We start from the raw sequence: 24,107 nt of genomic DNA on the forward strand, positions 1-24,107 counted from the left end.
CGCTTTTGCGGCGATGCTGTGGCGGGACCAATAAAAAACCCGGCACACTGGCCGGGTTTTTCGCAATCGTTTTGCCGATCAGACGTCGATATCTTCGACGAAGCGGGCATGTTCCTGAATGAACTGGAAACGCAGTTCCGGTTTCTTGCCCATCAGGCGGGTGACCAGGTCCTTGGTCTGGCCGCGTTCATCGGGTTCGGCCGCATCGGGCAGGGTGACACGCAGCAATGTCCGCTTTTTATGCGCCATAGTGGTCTCACGCAGCTGTTGCGGGGGCATTTCACCCAGACCCTTAAATCGGGAAATCTCGACCTTGTTCGGGTTCTTGAACTCGGTGCTCAGGATGACTTCCTTTTCGGCGTCATCCATCGCATAGATCGATTTGCCGCCCTGGGTCAGACGATAAAGCGGCGGCATCGCCAGATAGAGATGGCCGCTTTCGATCAGACCGGGCATTTCCTGATAGAAGAAGGTCATCAAAAGCGATGCGATATGCGCACCGTCAACGTCAGCATCGGTCATGATGATGATGCGTTCGTAGCGCAGGTCATTCAGGCGGAAATCGGACCCGGAACCGCAGCCAAAGGCTTCGATCATGTCCTTGATTTCCTGGTTGGCCATCATCTTTTCACGGGTGGCCGAGGCAACGTTCAGGATTTTACCGCGCAGTGGCAGGACGGCCTGGGTTTCACGGTCACGGGCCTGCTTGGCAGAACCACCTGCCGAGTCACCCTCGACCAGGAAGATTTCAGTGCCAGCGGCAATTGATCGCGAACAGTCGGCAAGTTTACCCGGAAGACGCAGGCGGCGGGTCGCCGACTGACGCTTGGTTTCCTTTTTCTCCTTGCGGCGCTGGCGTTCCTCGGCGCGCAGGATGATGCGTTCGAGCAGACGCTTGGCGTTTTCGGTATCACCGGTCAGCCAGTGGTCGAAATGGTCGCGGACTGCGGTTTCAACCAGTTTGGTGGCATTCTGGGTGCCGAGCTTTTCCTTGGTCTGGCCCTGGAACTGCGGATCGGGAATAAAGACCGACAGCATGATGCAGCCGCCGCCAAACACGTCTTCGGCGGTGATGGCCGCTGCCTTTTTCTGACCGACCATGTCGCCATAAGCCTTGATCGCCTTGGTCAGGGCATAGCGGAACCCGGCCTCGTGCGTGCCGCCAAGCGGGGTCGGGACGGTGTTACAGTATGAATGGAAATAGCCTTCGCCGCTTTCGGGCCAGCCGATTGCCCATTCAACACGTCCGGGACTGTCGGAAAATTTGGCTTCGCCGGCGAACGGGCGTTCGGTGACGAGTTCGCGGCCCTCAAGCGTCATTTCCAGATAGTCGAGAATACCGTTCGGGAATTTCAGGACTTCCTGCTGCGGGGTCGGGTCATCACTTGTCAAAAGCGACGGATCAACCGACCAGCGGATTTCAACACCCTTGTAGAGATACGCCTTGGACCGCGCCATGCGGAAGATGGTGCCCGGTTTGAGTTTGGCGCGGGCGCCGAAAATCTCGGGATCGGGTTTGAAGATGACCGTGGTGCCGCGGCGGTTATTGATCGCACCGCCATCCTGAAGCGGCATCTGCGGCACACCGCGGGAATATTCCTGGAATACCATTTTGCGATCGCGGCAGACCTCGACCCGGAATTTCTCGGTCAGGGCGTTCACGACAGACATACCCACGCCGTGCAAACCGCCCGATGTCTCATAGGCCTTGCCCGAAAACTTACCACCCGAATGCAGGGTGGTCAGAATGACTTCAAGGGCGGATTTGTCAGGGAACTTCGGGTGCGGATCGGTCGGAATACCGCGGCCGTTATCGCGGACAAGTACGGTATTGTCCGGTTTCAGTTCCAGTTCGATCCAGTCCGCGTGGCCAGCGACCGCTTCGTCCATGGAGTTATCCAGGATCTCTGCGACCAGATGGTGCAGGGCCGCATCATCGGTGCCGCCGATATACATACCGGGGCGGCGACGCACAGGCTCCAGGCCCTCGAGAACCTCGATGTCCTTGGCGGAATAGGCTTTGTCTGTGGATTGGTTTGAATCTTCAAAAAGGTCGGTCATGCCCCGGAACGCAACTTCTTTTATTGTGTTAAAACAAGGTCCAACAACGCATATCTGTTGATCGATATTGAGCGTTGGATGCCTCGGCGCTAAACGAGTACCATATGTTCGATGGTTCGTGCCACATGTCGGTTAGCACGGACCATAAAAATGTGTTTTCAAGTCCAATGCAAGTGGTGGTCTTTGCCAAAGATCACATTTTTAAAGCTGCGGCGCAGAAAACCGAGACCGGGAGGTCCAATAAAAAAATATGCACGTCTTTTTTCAACGTGCCCGAAACAGGAGTGAGCCCGATGGCGACAGAGAATGAGCAAACACACGTCAGCGACAATACGATGCCGCGTGGCGATCTTTGTACCCGGACATTGGCAATGCCCGCCGATACAAACCCGAGCGGGGATATCTTTGGCGGCTGGCTGATGTCGCAGATGGATATTGCCGGGGGTGTTCTGGCAAGCCAGATCGCCGAAGGCCGAATTGCAACCGTCGCGGTTGACGGCATGACCTTCCTGCGTCCGGTTTATGTCGGTGATACGGTTTGCGTGTATGGCGATATCGAACGGATCGGCAATACATCAATCGTTCTGCATCTCGAAGCCTGGGTACTGCGCCGCAACCAGCCGCCACGCATCAAGGTCACCGAGGCCACCTTTACCTTTGTTGCCATCGACGCCGAAGGCCGCCCGCGTCCGGTACGCTCCGACGAAGCCAAGGTCTGAGCCAAAGCGCGCATTTCAGAAAACAAAGGCCCCGCCTGAGACACTCGGGCGGGGCTTTGTCATTTATGGCGACTGGCAGGGTCGCGAAGGCTGCTACCAGCTTGCCTTGGCAACACGGATGAAGTTTTCACCCATGATTTTATCGACATCATCGGTCGAATAGCCGGTTGCAATCAGGGCATCGGCAAGGGCAGGGAGTTTTTTCGGGTCAAATACCGCAGCACCGCCTGCGCCCGGGCCATAGCCGCTTGCGACCGGCCAGTAATAGGAACGGTCAACGCCATCGGGGAAGTCGTTGCAGCCGGCAACTTCGGGCATGGTATCAAGCCCGATGCCGACATGATCAACACCGACCAGATCGACCGCATATTTGATGTGGCGGATCATATCGGGGACTTCGGGGGCGTTGGGCGATTTGATGAAACGCTGGAAACCGCAAATGCCGATAACCCCGCCGGTATCGGCACAGGCCTTGATCTGTTCATCATCAACGCAGCGTTCATGACCGCCGAGAACCTTGGGATTGGCGTGGCTGAAGACCACCGGTTTGGATGATACCCGCATGATATCAAGCGAGCTTTGCCGTCCGGTATGGGAACAATCCATGATCATGCCATTGGCATTGACCGATTTGACCATTTCCACCCCAAGGTCGGTCAGGGGCATATCAACATCGTGACAGCCGCCCGCGACCGAGTTGTTGCGGTTATAGGCAAAGTGGATCTGCTTGACCCCCAGTCTGGCAAAGACAGGGATCATTGCGGGCATGTCTTGCAGCATGACCGAGCCTTCCAGATCGAAGCCGACGCCGAGCAGGCCTTTTTGCTTGGCGATGGCAAGATCGTCAAAGCTGTCGATCTGCATGTATTTGTCGGGATGGGCGGCGATCTTGGCGCGGAAGGCGGCAATGACGCGCAGAATGTGGGGGATGGTGTTCATGTCCATGCCGACATTGACACAGACATAATCCACGTTGCCCTTCACATATTCGTCCAGAAGGCTTTCGGGTGTTTTTTCATCCAAAGGCAGGCAGGCATGTGCATCCCAGGTAAAGCTGGGGCGATAGGTTGCCGGGCGCGATGGGTTGGTGGCAATCGTCATTCAAACAGGTTCCCGTTTCTTCGTTTGGTGTGGCGACGTGAAAGGGCGGATCAATCCCAATCGACAAAACTGTCAACCACAGCACGATCATAGCCGCCAGCAGCTTTGTAAAGCTGTTGGGAGTAGGGGTGTTCAAGCGACCCTTCGGCAAGTTGACCGGCGGTGGCGCGTTCGACAATGCGACCATGGTTCATGATGGCAATATCGTCACACATATGGGCCACAACCGCGAGATCGTGACTGACCATGATATAGGTCAGGCCCAGATCCCGGCGCAAACGGCTGAGAAGGTTAAGCACTTCGGCCTGAATGGACACATCAAGGGCCGATGTCGGTTCATCAAGCAACAGCACTTTGGGTTCAAGGATCAGCGCGCGGGCAATTGCCACGCGCTGACGTTGACCGCCGGAAAGCTGATGCGGGTAACGGAACCGGAAGGAGTTATCCAGACCGACCTGTTTAAGCGCCTCAACCACGCGGCTATCGGAATTGCCAAGACCGTGAATGTTGACCGGTTCGGTCAGGATGCGGTCAATGGTATGACGCGGATGGAGCGATCCGAACGGGTCCTGAAACACCATCTGGACAAGACGATAAAAGGCTTTGTCGCGGGTGGTGCCCAGTTCCTTGTTATTGACCAGAATATTGCCTTCCCAGTCGTCAACAAGGCCGGTAATGGTACGCAGGACCGTTGATTTTCCCGATCCGGATTCCCCGACCAGCCCGAATGATCCGTTTGCAGGCACAGAGATATCGACGTCCTTGAGAACGTGATGATCATCGAACCATGCGTTGAGTTTGCTGATTTCAATCATTGTGGTTCTTATCCTTCTGCCCAGCTTGCTTCGCGTTCAAGGATCGGCAGATCGGATTGATCGCCATCCATTTTCGGCAAGCAGTTCAAAAGGCCCTTGGTGTAGGGATGTTTGGCTTCGTGCAGGGCAGAAGCGGCCAGTTCTTCGACCACGTGGCCCTGATACATGACCAGAACCCGGTCGCAGAAGCTTGAGACCAGATGCAGGTCATGGCTGATGAAAATAAGGGCCATGCCGCGATCGCGCACCAGATCGTCAAGAATTGCCATTACCTGAAGCTGAACCGTGACATCAAGGGCCGATGTCGGTTCATCGGCAATGATCAGTTCGGGTTCGGGGATCAGCATCATGGCGATCATCACGCGCTGTCCCATGCCGCCCGAAACTTCGTGCGGATAGGAATTGAAGACGCGTTCGGGATCGCGGATTTTGACTGCTTCAAGCATATCAATGGCGCGATGACGGGCTTCTCTGGCGTTGACCTTGTGGTGTTCGCGATAGGCCTCGATGATCTGATCGCCAATGGTCATGACCGGGTTGAGCGAGTATTTCGGATCCTGCATGATCATGGAAATACGCGCGCCCCGCACCTTGCGCCATTGTTTGGGCGTCAGGTTGGCCAGGTCGACATCGTGGAATTTAAGCTCGTCTGCGGTGATGCGACCATTTGCCGCCGTCAGGCCAAGAATGGCCCGCCCGGTCTGGGACTTGCCCGAACCGGATTCCCCGACAATCCCGAGGCGTTCCCGCCCGAGGCTGAAGGACACACCGCGCACGGCATTGACCTCACCCTTGGGGGTGTTGAAGGTGACCTTGAGGTTTTTGACGTTCAAAAGGGGGTCGTTTGACATGATCAATCCCCTCCACGCGGATCAAGAACATCACGCAGGCCATCACCCAGAAGGTTGAAGCCAAGGCTGACGACGAAAATGGCAATACCGGGAACCGTGGCAACCCACCATTGTTCGAGCAGGAACTGACGACCGTCCGAGACCATCGCACCCCATTCGGGCATTGGCGGCTGTGCCCCAAGACCAAGGAAGCCAAGACCGGCGGCAATCAGGATCATGCCCGCCATATCAAGGGTAACGCGGACGACCAGCGAGCTCATGCACATCGGCATGATATGGCCGATGATCAGACCCATATTCGAGGTGCCCTGAAGGCGGGCGGCTTCGATGAAGTCGGATTTGCGCACCGTGATGGTTTCAGCACGTGCGATACGGGCATAGGGCGGCCAGGCGGTAATCGCAATTGCCAGAATGGCATTTTCAAGCCCCGGGCCAAGGGCCGAGACAAAGGCCAGTGCCAGGATCAGTTTTGGGAAGGCCAGAAAGATATCGGTGATGCGCATCAATGTCGCATCAACCCAGCCGCCAAAGAAACCGGCCGCGGTGCCGACCAGAAGGCCAAGCGGGGCGGCGGTAATGGCAACAAGGCCGACAATCAGCAGGGTATATTGCGCGCCGTAAATCAGACGCGACAGAATATCACGGCCCAGCTGATCGGTGCCGAACCAGTGATCGGCCCCGGGGGGCTGAATGCGGTTGGCAAGGTCGGCAGCAAGCGGATCATAGGGGGCCAGAAGGGGCGCAAAAATGGTGACAAGGATCAGGCCGATGACAATCGAAAGCCCGATCATGGCCAGCTTGTTTTCGGTGAATTTGATCCAGCCCAGCCACGCGCGGCCGCATTTTGCCTGAAGTCGCGAGCGGGGAGTATCGGAAGTCAGCCACTGTTTCAGGCCCGGTTTGGAGATGGTTGTTTGTGTATTCATGATTATCTCCGCGCTCTGGGATCGAGCAGGCGGTAAAGCACGTCAGACAGCATGTTCACGCCGATAAAGACCGCGCCAACGACAACCGTGCCGCCAAGAACCGCGTTCATATCGGCATTGAGCAGCGAGTTGGTGATGTAAAGACCAAGTCCCGGCCAGGCAAAGATGATTTCGGTCAGAACCGAACCTTCGAGCAGGTTGGCATAAGACAGCGCAATCACGGTCACCAGAGGCACCATGACATTGCCAAGCGCGTGACGCCAGATGATGCGATGTTCGGAAATGCCTTTGACCCGGGCGGTCAGGATATATTCCTGACTAAGCTGTTCGAGCATGAAGGACCGGGTCATGCGGGCAATATAGGCCAACGAGAAATAGGCAAGGATCGACGCGGGCAGAATGATATGGGACACGGCATTCCAGAACAGGTCCATGTCGCCTTCGATCAGGGTATCAATCAGCATCAGGCCGGTAGTTGGCTCGATAAAGTCGATATAAAAGGCGTCCAGACGTCCGGGGCCTGCGACCCAGTCGAGCTTCATGTAAAAGACCAGAAGCCCCATCAGACCGAGCCAGAAGATCGGCATGGAATACCCGGCAAGACCGATCACGCGTACGACATGGTCGGGCCATTTACCCTTGTTGATCGCGGCGAAAACGCCCGCGGGAATGCCAAGAACCACACCGATGAATGTCGCAAGTGTTGCGAGTTCCAAGGTCGCGGGGAAAACACGTTTGATGTCTTCGATGACCGGGTTTGCGGTCAGGACCGATTGGCCGAAGTCACCCTGTACGACATTGGAAATATAGATAAAGAATTGCTGCCAAAGCGGCAGATTGAGGCCCATTTCTTCGCGGACGCGGTCATAGACATCCTGGGGGGCGCGATCGCCGACTGCGGCCAGAACCGGATCGATGGGCAAAACGCGACCGATCAGGAAGGTGACAAGCAGCAGGCCGAAAAAGGTGATGGCGAGCGAGAAGACAATCCGCAGGAGGCTTCCTGCCTTGCCTGAAATGAGACGGGCGCGTTTGCGCCCGTCCCGGTTTTTGCGTGTAACAGCGGACATTACGACCGTTGTCTCCTTAGTCCTTGGTTACAAAGCGATAATAGTTGTTATCGAATGACGGGCCGAGGACGAAATTGTTCACATTGCCACGCATGGATGCAATTTCGGTTTCCTGGAACATGATCACGAACGGGCCGTCAGCCAGAACTTTCTTCTGAAGGTCCACATACATTGCTGCACGTTTCGCATCGTCACGTTCAAGGGTTGCTGCATCGGTTTGTGCAGTCAGGTCACCGGCATCCCAGGCGTTACGCCATGCCAGCGGCTTGGCGGTCGCGTCGTCGGAATTGTCCGGGTTCCAGGCAAAGGTGGATGCGTTGGTGTGCGGATCCTGATAATCCGGGCCCCAGCGACCGATATAGATATCGTGCTGACGTGCGCGGTATTTGGTCAGGGTCTGCTTGCCATCACCCGGAATGATTTCCAGATTGATGCCTGCCTGTGCCCAGGTAGCCTGGATCGACTGGGCCATCGCCATGATCGAGGTGGTGTTACGGGTATCCATGGTTATCGAAAAACCGTCAGCAAGGCCTGCTTCGGCAAGAAGCGATTTGGCTTTTTCGATATCAAGGCTGTAGGGGTTTTCGTTATAGGCGCCAAGGAAACCTTCGGGCAGGAAGCCCTGATGGATCTGGGAGCGGCCAGCAAGAATGGTTTCGGAAATACCTTTGTAATCAACCAGATATTTCAGAGCTTCGCGAACTTTCGGGTTCGAGAGGTATTCGTTTTTCTGGGACAGGCCAAGATACCAAAGTGCGCCTTTGCCTTTGGACAGAAGCTTGATGTTGGTATCGTCCTTGACCGCGGCAAGCTGGTCAGCTTCGAGGTTACGGGCGATATCGATGTCGCCTTTCTGAAGCAGAAGCTGCTGAGCGGCGGCTTCTTTGACGTTACGGATGATGACGCGCTTCATTTCCGGCGCACCGTCCCAGTAATCGTCATTTGCGGTCAGGCTGAGGCTTTCGCCAGCCGTCCATTTGTTCAGTTTGAACGGACCGGAACCGGCATAGTTGGTTTTGAGCCATTCATGGCCGAGATCGCCATCGACTTCGTGCGCAAGAACTTCTTCTTTATCAACAACGGCACCAACACCCGCGGTCAGGCAGTACAGAACGAAGCTGGGCGCGTAGGGTTTGTCGACTTCCATAACCAGCGTGGAATCGTCAACCGCACGGATTTTGTCTTTTACGTTTTCCGGGGTAAAGCCGAACTGACCAAGAATGAATGCCGGTGACTGATCCAGCAGGATCACGCGCTGAAGCGAGAAGGCTGCATCTTCTGCAGTCAGGTCGTTACCCGATGCGAATTTGATGCCGTCACGGATTTTGAACGTGAAGGTTTTGCCGTCTTCAGAGACGTCCCAGCTTTCGGCGATTACGCCGTGAATTTTTGAAACATCGTCGTTATCAAAGCCGATCAGACGGTCATAGGTGTTACCGGCATATTCTGCGCCGGAAAACTCAAAGATCTGAGCCGGATCGAGGGTGATGATGTCATCGATGGCGAATGCCATCACAAGTGCGTTTTTCGGCGTTTCAGCCTGTGCCGCCAACGGCATGGTAGCGAGCGCGGTCCCCATGACCAGCCCTGCGATTAGTTTGCGCATGATGCGCCTCCCGTTTTGTTGTTGTGGGACTGCAGGCCAAGGCGAAGACCGATAGACAATCAAACAACAATCCGCTGGCGAGACGTCAATGGGTCAGCGCGACGGATCGCGGTCAATGCCTACAAGCCCAAAGTGGGGCGGCCTGCAAGTTTTTCGCTAAATGCCTGCGAAGCTGAGCATAATTTATACGATTAATCAATGACCAGACGGTCAGGATTGCCCCAAAACTGATCAATTCCGAAATTTGTTGCGGGATTTTCGTATAAAGGTTGAATTATCGCGCAGTTGTTACACGCAAATGTGGTTGTAAGCGTCAGGATGGCGTCGGGGAGGTGGTTTTGCCCGCGATGCGGTGTGACCGAACGGCGAAAGCAAGGACGGAGAAAGCAAAGAGGAAGAAAACAAAAAAGCACCAGCGGATAAACCGTGGTGCTTTTTTGAATGTCATTCCCATTAGGAGGGAATGGCGCGAGTGACGGGACTTGAACCCGCGGCCTCCGGCGTGACAGGCCGGCGCTCTAACCAACTGAGCTACACCCGCATGGTGTGTGGCGCGGTTTATATAAGGGGTGGTCCGGTCTGGCAAGGGCTTTTTGTCAGATTTTTCAAAGAAAAATAATACCACCGGAAAGTGCTGTTTTGGCGCGGCTTTGAGCCGAAAACAAAAAAGCACCAGCGGATAAACCGTGGTGCTTTTTTGAATGTCATTCCCATTGGGAGGGAATGGCGCGAGTGACGGGACTTGAACCCGCGGCCTCCGGCGTGACAGGCCGGCGCTCTAACCAACTGAGCTACACCCGCATGGTGTGTGGCGCGGTTTATATAAGGGGCGGTTCAGTCTGGCAAGGGCTTTTTTGCAAAAAAAGGACAGTCGTATAAGACCGGCGATCCCGATCGGGAAAAAATGCCAGATATCAAAAGCTTGTGCGCGGTTTTATCAGCCCCGTCAGATGCCCGTCCATATGATCGATGGTGGCCGTCTGGACACGGGCCAGACCCGATCAACGCGCAGTGCCAGGACCAAGCCCGAAAAGTTGGTCAAAACAAACCCGGGGGCAGAAAAATCAAGATTGATGATCGTGATGGCGGCGGGAAATTGCCACTGGTCTGACCGCCAGATGGTAAGGGGAGGTGGGAGCAGTGCGTTTGTATCGGGGATAAAAACAAAAAAGCACCAGCGGATGAACCGTGGTGCTTTTTTGAATGTCATTCCCATTGGGAGGGAATGGCGCGAGTGACGGGACTTGAACCCGCGGCCTCCGGCGTGACAGGCCGGCGCTCTAACCAACTGAGCTACACCCGCATGGTGTGTGGCGCGGTTTTTAGCAGCCACCCCATGGGGGCGCAAGCGGTTTTTGGCCGGAATTTCAAATTTCTTTGTCGTTTCTTCTGTGGGTAGAAACCCGCCGTGACTGAGAAGCGTCAGGGTTCCGTTGTATCGGGCATTCCGGCATGCAGGCAGACGTCATGGTGCTGCGATATGGGGCGCAACGGACGGGATCAGGAAGGGATATTCGGATCGGGATCAGAAAGGTGGAAACGCAAACATGGTGATTGCGTTTCCAGAAGCCTATTCGCGGGGCTGTTCGTAGCGTTCGGCGAGTTTGGTCAGAGCCGCAACAGTTGCCTGTTCAACGGTCGAGCCAAAGCCGGTCACGCGCCCCGCAAGAATGACATAGAGTGAGTCGATATGCAGCTGGATGACCAGCAGCTGTTTTTCATTGGCGGTGGTGCGGTCCGCCACGAAGTTTTCCATCGATTTGGCGATCTGCGTCATCAGCGGATACTGGAAGGTGCCACCAAGGGCCTTGACCGAATAGGCAAGGTCGGAGCTGGTCGCAACCGCATCCTGGCGTTTGGTTTTGTCGCCAAGCGCCTGAATGATCATGCGGCGGCAATCCATCAGATCCTTGCCGATGTCACGCACAAAGGTTTCCGAGCTGCGCTGCACGACTTTTTCCAGCTCTTCGAGCTGTTCAGGCGACAGATTGATGTCAAAGCCCTTGACGAAGTTGACAGCCCGCCGCTTCAGGTCAGTCTGTGCGGGGATGATCTGAACATTCTTCTTTTTCATAGGCTCTTCCGGTTTCACGATTGCTCCGCTTCCCCAGTCATAATGGGTCATTCGTCAAGGCTCCTTCGGTCAGGGCCGTCGAACTGGACCTGTCTGCGGCGACGGTCGGGGCCGAAATACGTTCCGGTATTGATGAAACGTCTGGGCCGCGCGATGACCGACACCAGTCGGCTATAAAGTGCCTTGGCATTGAAAGGCTTGGCAAGAAATTCCGTAATGCCAAGGTCACGTGCAGTGGTCACGTAACGGTGTTCCGAATGTGCAGTCAGCATAATCACAGGAATGAACCTGTTGGGTGAATTGGTCGAATTGCGCATGACGTCAAGGAATTCAAGGCCATCCATGCCCCGGAGTCGCCATTCGCACACAACGATATCAATCTTTTCACTGCGCAGAACATCAAACGCGTCATTCGGTGTCTTTACGCGCTGAATGTGACTGGCGCCGAGATAGGCCAGCGTGTCGTACACTACTTGAGCTGAAATCTTGTCCCCGTCAACGATCAGAAAACTGATTTTACTAAAGTCGATTTTCGCGTTCATCCGGCCTCGTTTCCTGAGCATCATCACGAAATGCGTCGCTGTTCAGGGACCAACAGCAGCAAATCATTTCGGTTGCTGTTGTATAAACCCTTATACCTTTGTCTGGTTTCCAGCAAGGTCAAACCGCCCGTGAGAAGCCCCGAGAATCTGACAAATACTGACGCCGGACCAGCCGCTGGTTGTGAACAGAAAGCGCGATAGTCTTTTTTTTATTGGTGCTCGTACCCGAGTTGCACGCCCACCATATTGGGGGCTTTGGGCAATAGTAAAGGGGCTGATAGATTATTTCATCGGTTCGGTTGTGCCATCATCATCAATGACTTGCACGGCAACGCCGGATTCCTCGAACATCTCGGTCGAGATTTTCATATCCTGTTCCCAGCGTTCCAGAAAATCGGCGGTCAGTTTGGTTTTATCGACGAAAACCTCGGCGATGCCGGCCTGGATAATGGCGCGCGCACAGTCGCAGCATGGAAAATGGGTCACATACAGCGAACAGCCATCAAGGGATGTGCCGGTATAACTTGCATTATAAATGGCATTGCGTTCGGCATGTTCGGTATAGGCGTATTTTTCAGGACGCTGATGGCGGCTTTCGACTTCGTCATCGACGCCGCGCGGGAATCCGTTATAGCCGACTGCGCGGATTTCCTTTTTCGGGCCGATGACAACGGCACCGACCTGGGTGCTGCGGTCTTTTGACCAGTCTGCGATGTGGGCGGCGAGGCCCAGAAAACGGTGGTGCCATTTGCTCATCGAAAGAAGCCCTGTTTGCGTCACTGAAAAGCGGCAATCGACAGGTGATTGCCCATTGCCCGGATGCGTGTCCGGTTACCTTTTAAGAGGGGGCTTCTTGTAATTGTCCAGTGAAAAATCACATTTTTGTAAAGGCATTTAATGAAAAGCCCCTGTTCAAATAGGGGCTGATTGACTATTAAGGGGTTACCCCCAGAAAAAGATCAGGACGCCTTGACGCCTCGCCGCAGATGCAGGCCGAAGCGGCAGGGCTCACGTGTAAACCAAATAACAAGAGGTAGTAGCCGATGCGCCGTCAACGTAAGGCGAAAATCATCGCGACCCTGGGGCCGGCGAGTTCCAAGCCAGAAATCCTTGAGAAAATCGTAAAGTCGGGCGTCGATGTGTTTCGCCTGAACTTTTCGCACGGGGAACACGCTGAACATCTGGCCCGGTTCGAAGCCATCCGCGCGGTCGAAGAAAAGCTCGGCCGTCCGATCGGAATTCTGATGGACCTTCAGGGGCCGAAGATCCGTGTTGGCACCTTTGCCGATGAAAAGGTCGAACTCGAAGCCGGCGATACCTTCACCTTTGATATGGACAAGACCCCGGGCACCAATAAGCGCGTCTCCTTGCCGCATCCCGAGGTCTATGCCGCATTGAAGCCGGGTGCGAACCTGTTGCTTGATGATGGCAAGCTGCGCATGCGCGTTGAAAAATGCGATGACAAGTCAGCCGAATGTACCGTGATCACCGGTGGTCCGCTGTCGAACCGCAAGGGTGTCAATCTTCCCGATGTGATGCTGCCATTGTCGCCGCTGACCGAAAAGGACCGTGCCGATCTGGTGTATGGTCTTGAGATGGGCGTTGATTTTGTCGCCCTGTCATTCGTGCAGCGCCCGGAAGATGTCGCCGAAGCCCGCAAGATCATTCAGGGTCGTGCCGCCATCGTTTCCAAGCTCGAAAAGCCGCAGGCGATCGAGCATCTCGACGAGATCGTCGATCTGTCTGACATGGTGATGGTCGCCCGTGGTGACCTGGGCGTTGAATGCCCGCCCGAAGATGTGCCGATTCTGCAGAAACGCATCATCAAGGCCTGCCGCGAGGCCGGCAAGCCGGTGATTGTTGCGACCCAGATGCTTGATTCGATGGTATCCAACCCGGCACCGACCCGCGCCGAAGCATCCGACGTTGCAACCGCGATCTATGACGGTGCCGATGCCGTGATGCTGTCAGCAGAAAGTGCGGTTGGTAAATACCCGCTTGAAACCGTTTCGATCATGGACCGTATTCTGGTGCGTGTGGAACAGGATGAGCTGTATTTCCGCATGCGTGACGCCAACCGCCCGGATCCGGAACATAACGCACCGGATGCGATCAGTGCGGCGGCCCGTCAGGTGGCAAAAACCATCGGGTCCAAGGCAGTTGTCAACTATACCACGTCGGGTTCAACCGCATTCCGTGCCGCGCGTGAGCGTCCGGAAGTGCAGATCCTTGGCCTGACGCCGCGGATTCAGACCGCACGTCGTCTGGCGCTGTGCTGGGGCGTGCATCCGGTCTTTACCCGTGATGCGACCAACTTTGCCGAAATGGTCGGCATTGCCTGTGAAGTTGCCCAGCGCGAAGAATTCGCCGGACCGGGTGATTCGCTGGTGATTACCGCCGGTGTTCCGTTTGGTACTCCGGGGGCGACCAACATCCTGCGTATCGCATGGGTCAGCAACTGATCTGATATGATTTGATCCGGTAACGGATATCAAAACGGGCGGCCACAACGGTCGCCCGTTTTTTTATGCCCGAAATTTCCAAACGTGTCGTATCCGGGGTCTCGCCCGGAATTGGAAAAACCGTGAAGCCGGGACGGTCAGCAAATGGGGGAGAAGCGGACCGGGGAGGTGACCAAACCGGATAACTTCAGAGTAACTTCCGGGCGATGATCGGGGGCGAATATCAGCGGTTTGTTTAGGGCGCTGTATTGTTAATGTTTTTTTGAGTCTTTCCGCCGATAGTCTAGAGGTAATCAAGGCTGTGTCTGATGGCATCGGTCCTTGATGTTGGGGATTTAAATTTAGACGTCTTGTCTGGTTGTTTATCACGGTCAGTTCTGGTTAAACTGTTCTGACAAAACATAAAAACGACGGGTATCTGCACTAATTGATACCCGATCCGCCGCCAGGCAAGGGACCAGGGGAATTGCTGCGATAATGCTGAGTTGGATGTTCAATCGGCAGAAAAACACCGGCGACGGGGGGCTTGACGATAAAGCCACGGCGAAGCTGCGTGATCTTGCTGACACTGTCCGTACAGTCGCACCCGATGCTTTTTCGGCTGATGCAGGAAACGCACGTGGGCGGTCGATCCCGCGCAAGAATTCCAGCGAAGAAATTTCAGAACAGACTGCTCTTGAGCATGCGGCCCGTTTGTCGAACGAAATGGCCTATGCCGAAGAAGACGAAGACGCACCGGATTTTGACAGCGATGTCCGTATGGATGTTGCCCGCCGTTTGCGCCGTCATCTCAATGATGTCAGCCCGTCCGAACGCCTTGAAATGGTCGAGGAGTTTGTCGCAGCCATTGCCAATATGGGTGATTGCTATCGTCCGCAGGTCATCAATCTGATCGAGCAGGAACTGGGACATACGCCCTATATGACCCGTCAGGCGGCAAGCCGTCTGCGTCAGGATATCCAGGCGATTGGTCGGGTGTCGATTGGCGAGTATATCGAACTTCTGAGTGATTCCGACTTCCTTGATATCATGCGCGGGCGCGGTGAATTTGTTCAGACCGCCGCAGAACGCGCACGCGAAGAACAGGAAGCCGCAGCCAAGGCGCGCCTGATCGAACAGCAGGCCGAAAAAGAAAAAAGCAGTCTTTTGAACCGGTTGCTGTCATCTGATGATGCGCCGCGCAACGTTGTTGCGATGACGCCGCATTTCACAGAACGCAAGGTTGCCAAGCCCAAGTCGCCGGAAGGGGATCTTTTGGGCGGGCAGAGCCGCATTTCGCGTCAGGCCCAGCGCCGTATCGCCCATTTCATCATGGCATCGCTGTTTGATACCTTGGTTGAACAGGGGCGTATGCGCACCGAGGTTGCCCGCGCCTTGCGCCAGTCGGTTCGCCAGCGGATTGAAAAGGCACGGTTTGAAAACCGCATGCCGCTGCATCCGGCAGATGCCGGGATGCCGGTCGAGATTGCCGATGACGTGATGCTTGATCACGATCATGAAACGGCATCCAACCAGAAGATGACGATCGACCAGTATATTCTGGACGCGGTTTCGCGGAATGAAGATGCGCTGGTTGTGCAGTCGCTGGCCCATTATGCGCAAATCCCGATCAGTGCGGTTTCCAAAATCCTTGATTCCGGAAGCGCGCGTGCGATCACGGCACTGGCATGGCGTGCGGGCATGACCGCCCCGTCATCGGTCGTGCTTCAGATCAGCAACGGTATCCCCGAAGCCAATATCGAAAGCCCGGCCGCCGGGGGACGTTATGCCATGGCATCGACGGATATGGATTGGTATATCGACTTCTTTAACGATACCAAGCCCGCCGCATCGGCATCGCGCCCGCGGGCCGAAAAGGAGAGTGCGCAAGCACCGGCTGCGTCGAACAAACGCAATCCGAACCCGAATATTCGCCCACGGGCAGGCCGCAACAATGGCGGCCTTGAAGGGCTGGTCTCTGACAGGCGGCTCAGCAAGGGGCCCAAAGGGGACTGAGTGCCATGAGCAGCAATCACGGCATCTCATATGACGCGTTGAAATACGCGCTGACCATCAAGGAAAGCTATCAGAGTGGCGAGCCGCTGACAGTGACCGGGGCGGCGAAGCAACAACGTCTTTTGATGCCGGAACATTTGCTGAGCAATGATCTGGCCTTGATGCAATATGATGATCCGCTGGCGCTTGCTGTTATTGCGACCCGCGATCCGGAAAGCCCGATGGCGCTGGCCGCGGCGATCCGCATGGGACCGCATGCAAAATGCAAGGAGCTGATTACCGGCGTGTTTGAAGTGGTCTCGGATGCCACCAAACATGAACTGGTGGCCGATTGCGCCAAGCTTCTGACCAAGAACGCGTTCAGCCCCGAAGCATTCCATCTGGTGCGGACCCGCGCATCCAACCATGTTGTCGAAATTCGCGAAGCATATCGCCGGGCGATGGCCGACAATCTGCGGGCGCTTCTGGATGGCAAGATGGCGGCACGCGAATTTGTCGAAGAATTCATCGAACTGGCATCGAACGGAAACCTGCGTATTGATATCTATCGCCGCCTGGTGATGAAGCTTATGCGGTCAGATGCGGTGCGTCCGAGCGTGAAGTTCATGTTGCTGGAACGCCTTGACCGGTTCCCGCAGATGGTGAAGTTGCAGATTGTTAACGAGGTTAACTCTGCGCCTGATACGCCGGAATATCAGACCCTGAAACAGGAACTGCGCTGGATCTACGAGACCAAGCAGAAACAGCAAACCCCGCAACCGATCAATGCCAGCAAGCCACAGCCCAGTGCGGCTGATCTTGTGGCGCGATCCCAGATCGATTTCGGTGCTGCGGCGGGCATGCATCAGCGCAACAGCATCATAAAGCCGGCTGAGCCGACCCTGCGACGCAATGCCAACCCGTCAATCATGCGCAGTGGCGGGTTCAGCACGCGCGAACTTTCGTCCTGGCTGAACTAGCCAAGACCAAGCTTACCCCCACATCCACGCAAAATCCCATCCCGATAGATGGCCGAAGTCACGCGATGTGACGTTCAGGCGGGCGGGGAGCACTTACTTTATATTAGAGCCCCTGGTCTTTTGGTCTAGCTGACCAGGCGCGAGCGTGTCTGGGCTTCGTTAAGTGTGGTGTGCAGTCCGATCTGCTTTTCCAGATAGACCGTGCAAATGACCCGTAGCAGGGAAGCAAAATTCGGGATGTCGCCACGCTGCGCGACGACCTCGTCATAAATCTTGCCCAGAAATTGCGGGGTGCTGAAGCCTTCGCCCGCCGAAATTTCATCGAGAATCTGCCAGAAGCGCAATTCAAGACGCAGACTGGTGACAACGCCATTGATCCGCACGGACCGGCTGACGCATTGATAGAGTTCGGGTTCGGTACCGGAATAGATTTGACACATGAGGACGGCCTTTCCTGCAATGCTGCCCGTTTTGCGTCCCGCGAAAAAGGTGCCGGGCAGCTTATGGTCCGGGCCTGTTGCCAAGTCTGCGCAGACCCGTCAGTGCATGGTCAGGGAAAAATCGCCCAAGCGCAATCGGCGAATGGGCGATTGATCATCACAATTTTATGTCGGTTCCGAGGACGGCAAGGAAAGCTGCCAGCCATTTGGGATGGGCAGGCCAGGCCGGTGCGGTGACAAGGTTGCCATCCGTGCAGGCATCATCAATCGCGATATCGGCATAAATCCCGCCGCCAAGTTTGACTTCGGGGGCGCAGGCCGGATAGGCGGAAACCTTGCGGCCCTTGATGATATCAGCAGCCGCCAGAAGCTGTGCGCCATGACAAACAGCAGCAATCGGTTTGCCGGCATCGTTGAAATCGCGCACCAGCCGGATGACGTCTTCGTTCAGGCGAAGATATTCCGGCGCACGGCCACCGGGGATCAGAAGGGCGTCATAGTTTTCAGCACGCGCTGAAGCGAAATCGGCATTCAGTGCAAAGTTATGACCGCGCTTTTCGCTATAGGTCTGATCGCCTTCGAAATCGTGAATGGCGGTTGCCACGGTATCGCCAGCCTTCTTGTCGGGGCAGACGGCATCGACTTTGTGCCCGACCGCAAGCAGGGTCTGGAACGGCACCATGGTTTCATAATCTTCGGCGAAATCACCGGTGATCATCAAAATCTTTTTGGCAGACATCGTTTATATCCTCCCGGGCGTGTTGTGATTGTCGTTGAGGGATGGAAATCATACGCCTGCAAGTAGCCGGGCGGGTAACAGCGGGCTACTACATGCCCGGTGCAAAGGCCGTGGGGATATATGGCGGGGATATATAGCGGGCCGTGGGGTTGCCACAGGAGTGCCGAGAGAAAGAGCAGGGGCGCAGGGAAGGGCCAGGTATGCGCCTTTGCGGTCGGGCTGGCAGGGGGATGGCATTTGACAGGCATGGTGCGTGGTGTTCCTTCCTGTGTCCTGTGTCCTGTGTCCTGTGTCCTGTGTCCCGTAACCATTGTTCTAGGCAACGGGCCGGTGCATTGGCCCTGGCCTTGAAAATTGCCATAAAAAAAGAGGCCCGTTATCGGGGCCTCTTTCATGTGGTCAAGGATCAGGAACCGGTCAGCTTTTGCTTTCGGGTGCCTTTTTCGCAGCGGTGGTTTTGGCCGCCGTGGTTTTGGTGGTCGATTTTGCAGCGGTTGAACGCGAACGGGTGGCCGGTTTCTTGGCCGGTGCCTTTGCAGCCGGTTTGGCTGCTGTTTTGGTCGCGGTGCTTGCGGTTTCAGAAGATTCGATGATGTGCAGGTCACGCTGCGGGAACGGAATCGAGAAGCCGGCAGCTTCAAGTTCGGTTTTCGATTTGCGTGTCAGGTCAAAGAAGGTCGGCCAGAATTCGGACGTTGCCACCCAGCCGCGTGCGGTCAGATCGACCGAGCTTTCGCCAAGGGTCGCGACGAAGCTCATCGGTTCCGGGTCCTTGAGAACACGCGGATCGGATGCCACCAGGTTTTTCAGGAAATCAAGTGCCGCATCAACATCGTCGTCATAGGCGATACCGACCTTGATATCGAGACGACGGGTCGGGTTGCGCGAATAGTTTTTGATCGCGCTGTTCCAGATCTGCGAGTTCGGGGCAGAAATGAACACACCGTCCGGCGTCTTGAGCAGGGTGGTGAACAGGGTGATTTCAACGACGGTACCGGAAATCGAACCGGCTTCGACGAATTCGTCAATCTTGAGCGGACGCAGGATCAGGATCATGACACCGGCGGCGATGTTTGACAGCGTGCCTTGCAGTGCCAGACCGATTGCCAGACCGGCAGCACCGAGGACGGCGATGATGCTGGTTGTTTCCACACCAAAGTTCGAAAGAACCGCGACGAGGACGAATACCAGGATTGCGTAACGCACAATGCTTGCTGCCAGCGGCTTGAGAGTCGCATCGACAAATTTTGCATTTTTAAGCGAGTGGCGTACCAGTGCCGAGGCGCGTCCGGCAAGCCACCAGCCAACGGCTAGAATGACAATTGCGCCTAAAAGATCCATGCCAAAGCCGAGTGCGAACTGCTTTAGCATCAGTGTGATCTTGGATACATCGGTTTCAATCATTTCATCCTCGTGCGCTCAGTGTCATGGTTGTATTATTTGCTACTCATACATCAGTATGACACAATAAGAATTACAGGTTTATGTGTTCTTGAAAAGTGTGTAGCAAAACACAATTCTTTTTACACGTATGGAACAAATCGCGTTTTCGGTCGTTTTGAGACATAATCTCACCATCTTTGGTGATAAAGTATTTGCTGAATAACAACCTTAAGACAGGGGTAAGACATGCAGATTCGTCCGACTATTCTTTGTGCTCTTGGTGGCGTTGCGCTTCTGAGTGCGTGTAGCAGCGTAGATAATTCCGGGACTGCGGTTATGTATGGCGGTAACCCGCTGACATACAGCAATTCTGTATCATCTGCGATCTCTGGCACCGAGCCGACGACCGCATTCGGCAAGGCGCTGAAAGCCGAGTATATCGCTTATGCACAGCGCGAAGCTGACGAGTGGTACGACTTCTTTGATGCCGATTTCTTTGCGAAAAAGGCCGGCAAAGTAGCAAGCAACGAAACCATTCTTCCGGAAGATCCGGCAAACTGGCGTTTCTCGGCTGAAGAAATTGCACAGAAACGTGCAGTTCGTGACGAGCTGATCGGTTTGCTTGATGATGGCAAGCGCGAAGAAAAGCCTGACACCGCAGCAATTGCACAGGCCCGTTTCGATTGCTGGATCGAGGAAAGTGAAGAAGGCTGGCAGACCGAGCTGATCAGCCAGTGCTGGAAAGACTTCGAAGCTGCGATGGCAGAACTTCGTGCGGTAGAGCCGGCACCGGCTGCTGCGGCACCGGTTGCTGCGAAAGAAGCACGTCTGTTCACGATCTTCTTCGATTTCGACAGCGTTGCAATTACCCCGGTTTCGGAGCGCGTTCTTGATGCAGCGGCCGAACAGTGGGCAACTTCGATGGGTAATGTTGCGATCGTCGGTCACGCCGATGCATCGGGTTCGGCAGCCTATAACCTGAAACTGTCCGAACGTCGTGCACAGGCTGCTCTGTCGCAGCTGACCGGTCGTGGTATCAAAGCTGACATGATCGAGAGCGATGCGGTTGGTGAAGGTGAACTTCTCATCCCGACTCCGGATGGTGTTCGTGAGCCGCGTAACCGTCGTGTGACGATTTCTGTCGACTAAGCTTCGACATTTACCAAATCTTTGGCAACGAGGTGGCATTATGCCACCTCGTTGTTTTTATATGTGCTTTTACCTGTGCCGAAGAATTTCGCAGGAATTACAGTTGAAATTCGGATTAATCTGCATAATCTCAGCGAAGTATTCCGACACGTATCAGTGAGAGGCGGGGACATATGCTAAAGGCCATTGCGGCGGTCTTTTCGCGACGCTCGGGGGGCGTGACACTTGCACTGGCGATTGCGTCAGCGGCAATTACACCGGCTGCGATGGCAGCGGATAAAACCCCAATCGTACCTTTTGAAAAGTTTTATGCTGATCAGCGAGGTGACGGAAAGTTGCTGCGCTTTAATGCGTTTTCCGGGGAAATTCCGGGGAAACGAATCAAGGCGCTGTTGCGATCGGGTCAGGTTGTTGGTGACCGCATCCTTCTTTCCGAAGATGTCGCGGTCTATTTCCCGGATGGCTATATCGTCCAGTCACAAGCCCGGTTCAGCAAATATATCCCCAAACCCAATGTCGTTCCCGGTACTGTTGCCAGCCGGGATCATCTGTCGGAAAATCCGCGTTACGCGCTGGTGGAACGTTTTGACACGATCCTTGGCCGTGAATGCGCCCGCACAGAATATGCCAACGGCTTTGCCGCATTGCGGATCAAGTCGGACGGCGTGGTGTCGCTGGTTCTCGAAACATCGGGGCTTTATGACCAGATTGTTGACGAACAGACCACGACCTATAGCGTGACCAGTGCCGTACAGCCGGTCTTTATCGGCAATCAGGGCCTGATGCCCGAACTGATGGCAAAATGCGGTCGCGGCTGATCGCGCATTTGTCTGACTGAATTGCAAAAGGCACCGGGGTCCGGTGCCTTTTTATTTTGGCGACTCGCCATCGCAAATTTTGAAAAATCACCCGATCAGAACAGCCGGGGAATTTCGATGGCCGGGCAACGGTTCATCACGGCGACCATGCCATGATCGATTGCCCGGGACGCCGCATCGGGGTTCAGCACGCCAAGTTGCATCCAGACCGACTTGGCCTTGATTGCGATGGCTTCATCCACGACACCGGCGGCATCGTCACTATTGCGGAAGATATCGACCATATCGACCGGTTCGGAAATGTCGGCAAGGGTGGCGACCACCGTCTGACCGTGAATTTCCCCGCCTGCCTGACCGGGATTGACCGGGATCACGTGATATCCGCGATCAAGCAGGAATTTCATCACGCGGTTCGACGGGCGATCAGGCTTGGGACTGGCGCCGACAAGGGCGATTGTTCTGGTCGTTTCCAGAAGCGATTTAAGGGCGGCATCATCCGGGTTTTCGAACTGGGGCATTTTGTTCAATCCATCAATTGTTCTTGGTTGATAGTTATATGATCGGCGATCCTGTGCAACTGTTTGGCGCGGGTCACGGGTTGAAAGGCGGGCTCGCGGAAAGTTGATGGCGAGTTTAAATGACGCGGCACATCAAATGCGCTTTGAGTAGGTCATGGCAGTTTCCGGCTATGCCGGGATTCCGTGTTTGAATTTGGCGCGCGCGTGCGTGTTGCACAACACCATAGGCTTGACTGCATGTATCCATGGCGTGATCCGTCCGGACGGTTTTCCTTTTTCAAACTGGTGGTCTTTGTCGCGCTGCTTGTGCCCGGTGTGGTTTTGCTGTGGCCGGTGATTGCACAGGGCGGGGCGACGATCCCGGTCAAGGAAGCTATCCTGCAAAGTGGTGACTGGACGATCAGGGTCCTTTTGATATCGCTTTTGATCACGCCATTGCGCCGGATTACCCGATTTTCAAAGCTGGTGCAGGTGCGCCGCCAGATCGGTGTTGCCGCCTTTTGTTACGGGATGGTTCATCTTGGGCTTTATGCCATCAGTCAGAACCTTGATCTTGGGCGGATCGCAAGCGAGATCGTCCTTCGGATTTATCTGACGATCGGGTTTGTCGCCCTGATCGGGCTTGCGATTCTTGCCGCGACCTCGACCAAGGCGGCAATGCGCAGGCTTGGTGCGAAATGGGCCCGCCTGCACAAACTGGTTTATCCGATTGCGGTTCTGGGGGCGCTGCATTTCTTTATGCAGTCCAAGGTCGATGTCAGCGAAGCCACCCTGATGGCCGGGTTGTTTGTCGCCCTGATGCTGTATCGGTTTGCACATTGGCGGGGCTGGTCATTGCGGTCGGCTGTGACGCTTGTTGTGATTGCGGTGATCGCAGGCCTTGCGACAGCGGGCATTGAATATGGCTGGTACGCGCTGGCCACCGGTATTCCGGCCGGGCGCGTGGTGGCGGCCAATCTTGAATGGATGTGGCCATTGCGCCCGGCATGGAATGTGTTGCTGGCCGGTCTTGTGATGGTGGTGATTTACCCGTTTGGCCGCGATGGTGCCGGACGGGCGATGTTATCGGCGCTGATCGGTGCCGGGTCTAGACCGCAGCACTCGCGCGGCGGGTAAGGGCAGTCAGCAAGCCCGCACCAATCATCACCCCGCCACCAACCCGGGTCAGACGACGCATGGCATCAGGATGGCGGAACCGTTCACGCAGGGCGGCGGCCATCACCGCCCAGATCGCGACATTGATCGCAGCCAGAATGACAAAGGTTGCGGTCATAACGACAAACTGCGGCAAAACCGGGTTTCCGGCTGTGATGAATTGCGGCACAAAGGCAATGAAGAACACGATGCCCTTGGGATTAAGGGCGGTGACCACATAGGCCTGAAGGAACATGCGCGACGGGCGGTTGCGTTTGGCATCCGGGTTGTCCTGCAACGCGCCGGGATTATCGCGCCACATCTTGATGCCCAGATAGACCAGATAGGCCGCGCCGCAGAATTTCAGGATGGTAAAGGCCTCGGCCGAGGTGGCAAGAAGCGCACCGGCCCCGGCCAGCGAAATGGTCATTGCAGTCAGATCGCCCAGGGCAACGCCGGGAACAGTCGCCCAGGCGGTTTGCCGTCCCTTGCTCAGGGCGTAGCTGACCACCAGCATGATGGTCGGGCCGGGAATGATCAGAATGACGGTGCAGGCAACGACAAAGGCAAGCCACATTTCAAACGGCATCGGAGTTACTCCATCAGGGCGTGACAGGTCGCCACCATCGCAGGACCAATGCCGGGCAAACCCGACCGGGCACCCGGGCAAAACCGCGATGGCAGCAGATATATGAGCAAACGCAGAGTTCAGATGCGAATGCAACCCTTCAATCCGTAATCAGGC

23 protein-coding genes and 3 tRNA genes are annotated in these 24,107 nt (G+C 55.5%); 8 read left to right on the top strand and 18 right to left on the bottom strand.

Features of this window, described 5'->3' with window-relative positions; genetic code table 11:
* Positions 1-78 precede the first annotated feature (78 nt).
* The gene (gene parE, locus CU041_RS04790) at positions 79-2,061 is read right to left on the bottom strand and encodes a DNA topoisomerase IV subunit B (protein WP_101245992.1); all 1,983 of its coding nucleotides are present in this window, start codon (positions 2,059-2,061) and stop codon (positions 79-81) included.
* 293 nt (positions 2,062-2,354) lie between these two features.
* On the opposite strand from parE, the gene CU041_RS04795 reads away from it, so the two are divergent.
* On the top strand, positions 2,355-2,780 hold the full coding sequence (locus CU041_RS04795; protein WP_068518417.1) for an acyl-CoA thioesterase: 426 nt from the start codon (positions 2,355-2,357) through the stop codon (positions 2,778-2,780).
* Positions 2,781-2,873: 93 nt separating this feature from the next.
* Here the strand turns inward: CU041_RS04795 and CU041_RS04800 are convergent, their stop codons facing one another.
* The 8 genes from CU041_RS04800 to CU041_RS04835 all read right to left on the bottom strand — a co-directional run bounded on the left by CU041_RS04800 (position 2,874) and on the right by CU041_RS04835 (position 9,950).
* Positions 2,874-3,881 carry a dipeptidase gene (locus CU041_RS04800; protein WP_101245993.1) on the bottom strand — a complete coding sequence of 336 codons (1,008 nt, stop codon included), beginning with the start codon at positions 3,879-3,881 and terminating at the stop codon, positions 2,874-2,876.
* Positions 3,882-3,931: 50 nt separating this feature from the next.
* Positions 3,932-4,696, bottom strand: coding sequence for an ABC transporter ATP-binding protein (locus CU041_RS04805; protein WP_068518415.1), 765 nt, complete (start codon positions 4,694-4,696; stop codon positions 3,932-3,934).
* Between the two features lie 8 nt (positions 4,697-4,704).
* Positions 4,705-5,547 (bottom strand): ABC transporter ATP-binding protein, encoded by an 843-nt coding sequence (locus CU041_RS04810; protein WP_101245994.1) that lies wholly within the window; start codon positions 5,545-5,547, stop codon positions 4,705-4,707.
* Positions 5,548-5,549: 2 nt separating this feature from the next.
* Entirely contained in the window at positions 5,550-6,473 is a 924-nt protein-coding gene (gene nikC, locus CU041_RS04815) for a nickel transporter permease (protein WP_068518413.1), read from the bottom strand.
* Positions 6,474-6,475: 2 nt separating this feature from the next.
* Entirely contained in the window at positions 6,476-7,543 is a 1,068-nt protein-coding gene (locus CU041_RS04820) for an ABC transporter permease (RefSeq protein WP_101245995.1), read from the bottom strand.
* Between the two features lie 16 nt (positions 7,544-7,559).
* Entirely contained in the window at positions 7,560-9,149 is a 1,590-nt protein-coding gene (locus CU041_RS04825) for an ABC transporter substrate-binding protein (RefSeq protein ID WP_101245996.1), read from the bottom strand.
* 464 nt (positions 9,150-9,613) lie between these two features.
* Positions 9,614-9,690, bottom strand: a tRNA-Asp gene (locus CU041_RS04830).
* A gap of 183 nt (positions 9,691-9,873) precedes the next feature.
* Positions 9,874-9,950 (bottom strand) — tRNA-Asp (locus CU041_RS04835).
* Positions 9,951-10,111: 161 nt separating this feature from the next.
* On the opposite strand from CU041_RS04835, the gene CU041_RS20565 reads away from it, so the two are divergent.
* Positions 10,112-10,387, top strand: a complete 276-nt coding sequence (locus CU041_RS20565) for a hypothetical protein (RefSeq protein WP_170310135.1) — start codon at positions 10,112-10,114, stop codon at positions 10,385-10,387.
* Here the strand turns inward: CU041_RS20565 and CU041_RS04845 are convergent.
* The 4 genes from CU041_RS04845 to CU041_RS04860 form a co-directional block, all read right to left on the bottom strand.
* A tRNA-Asp gene (locus CU041_RS04845) sits at positions 10,376-10,452 on the bottom strand. The genes CU041_RS20565 and CU041_RS04845 overlap by 12 nt on opposite strands.
* A gap of 267 nt (positions 10,453-10,719) precedes the next feature.
* Positions 10,720-11,223 carry a transcriptional regulator gene (locus CU041_RS04850; RefSeq protein ID WP_228195980.1) on the bottom strand — a complete coding sequence of 168 codons (504 nt, stop codon included), beginning with the start codon at positions 11,221-11,223 and terminating at the stop codon, positions 10,720-10,722.
* A 47-nt stretch (positions 11,224-11,270) separates the two neighbouring features.
* On the bottom strand, positions 11,271-11,765 hold the full coding sequence (locus CU041_RS04855; protein WP_068519226.1) for a response regulator: 495 nt from the start codon (positions 11,763-11,765) through the stop codon (positions 11,271-11,273).
* A 282-nt stretch (positions 11,766-12,047) separates the two neighbouring features.
* Positions 12,048-12,521 carry a deoxycytidylate deaminase gene (locus CU041_RS04860; RefSeq protein ID WP_068519227.1) on the bottom strand — a complete coding sequence of 158 codons (474 nt, stop codon included), beginning with the start codon at positions 12,519-12,521 and terminating at the stop codon, positions 12,048-12,050.
* 287 nt (positions 12,522-12,808) lie between these two features.
* On the opposite strand from CU041_RS04860, the gene pyk reads away from it, so the two are divergent.
* From pyk to CU041_RS04875, 3 genes are all read left to right on the top strand, one after another.
* Positions 12,809-14,227, top strand: a complete 1,419-nt coding sequence (pyk, locus tag CU041_RS04865) for a pyruvate kinase (RefSeq protein ID WP_068519228.1) — start codon at positions 12,809-12,811, stop codon at positions 14,225-14,227.
* A gap of 477 nt (positions 14,228-14,704) precedes the next feature.
* Positions 14,705-16,222, top strand: a complete 1,518-nt coding sequence (locus CU041_RS04870; protein ID WP_068519229.1) for a hypothetical protein — start codon at positions 14,705-14,707, stop codon at positions 16,220-16,222.
* Between the two features lie 5 nt (positions 16,223-16,227).
* Positions 16,228-17,181, top strand: a complete 954-nt coding sequence (locus CU041_RS04875; protein ID WP_068519230.1) for a hypothetical protein — start codon at positions 16,228-16,230, stop codon at positions 17,179-17,181.
* 125 nt (positions 17,182-17,306) lie between these two features.
* Here the strand turns inward: CU041_RS04875 and CU041_RS04880 are convergent, their stop codons facing one another.
* From CU041_RS04880 to CU041_RS04890, 3 genes are all read right to left on the bottom strand, one after another.
* On the bottom strand, positions 17,307-17,621 hold the full coding sequence (locus CU041_RS04880) for a ribbon-helix-helix domain-containing protein (RefSeq protein ID WP_068519399.1): 315 nt from the start codon (positions 17,619-17,621) through the stop codon (positions 17,307-17,309).
* 157 nt (positions 17,622-17,778) lie between these two features.
* A complete protein-coding gene (locus tag CU041_RS04885) occupies positions 17,779-18,360 on the bottom strand; it encodes a DJ-1/PfpI family protein (protein WP_068519231.1) in 582 nt (193 codons plus the stop codon).
* A gap of 417 nt (positions 18,361-18,777) precedes the next feature.
* Entirely contained in the window at positions 18,778-19,764 is a 987-nt protein-coding gene (locus tag CU041_RS04890; RefSeq protein WP_068519232.1) for a mechanosensitive ion channel family protein, read from the bottom strand.
* Positions 19,765-19,989: 225 nt separating this feature from the next.
* Between CU041_RS04890 and CU041_RS04895 the strand changes: the two genes are divergently transcribed.
* Both CU041_RS04895 and CU041_RS04900 read left to right on the top strand, forming a co-directional pair.
* Positions 19,990-20,892, top strand: coding sequence for an OmpA family protein (locus tag CU041_RS04895; RefSeq protein WP_101245998.1), 903 nt, complete (start codon positions 19,990-19,992; stop codon positions 20,890-20,892).
* A 173-nt stretch (positions 20,893-21,065) separates the two neighbouring features.
* Positions 21,066-21,710 (top strand): hypothetical protein, encoded by a 645-nt coding sequence (locus CU041_RS04900; protein ID WP_068519234.1) that lies wholly within the window; start codon positions 21,066-21,068, stop codon positions 21,708-21,710.
* A 95-nt stretch (positions 21,711-21,805) separates the two neighbouring features.
* On the opposite strand, the gene CU041_RS04905 is transcribed toward CU041_RS04900, so the two are convergent.
* The gene (locus tag CU041_RS04905) at positions 21,806-22,228 is read right to left on the bottom strand and encodes a CoA-binding protein (RefSeq protein ID WP_101245999.1); all 423 of its coding nucleotides are present in this window, start codon (positions 22,226-22,228) and stop codon (positions 21,806-21,808) included.
* Positions 22,229-22,465: 237 nt separating this feature from the next.
* Here CU041_RS04905 and CU041_RS04910 point away from each other — a divergent pair, with 237 nt between their 5' ends.
* On the top strand, positions 22,466-23,344 hold the full coding sequence (locus tag CU041_RS04910) for a protein-methionine-sulfoxide reductase heme-binding subunit MsrQ (RefSeq protein ID WP_101246000.1): 879 nt from the start codon (positions 22,466-22,468) through the stop codon (positions 23,342-23,344).
* Here the strand turns inward: CU041_RS04910 and CU041_RS04915 are convergent.
* A complete protein-coding gene (locus CU041_RS04915) occupies positions 23,316-23,951 on the bottom strand; it encodes a LysE family translocator (RefSeq protein ID WP_101246001.1) in 636 nt (211 codons plus the stop codon). The genes CU041_RS04910 and CU041_RS04915 overlap by 29 nt on opposite strands.
* Between the last annotated feature and the right edge of the window lie 156 nt (positions 23,952-24,107).

The organism is Thalassospira povalilytica (assembly GCF_002844235.1).
In the GTDB taxonomy this organism is placed as follows: domain Bacteria; phylum Pseudomonadota; class Alphaproteobacteria; order Rhodospirillales; family Thalassospiraceae; genus Thalassospira; species Thalassospira povalilytica.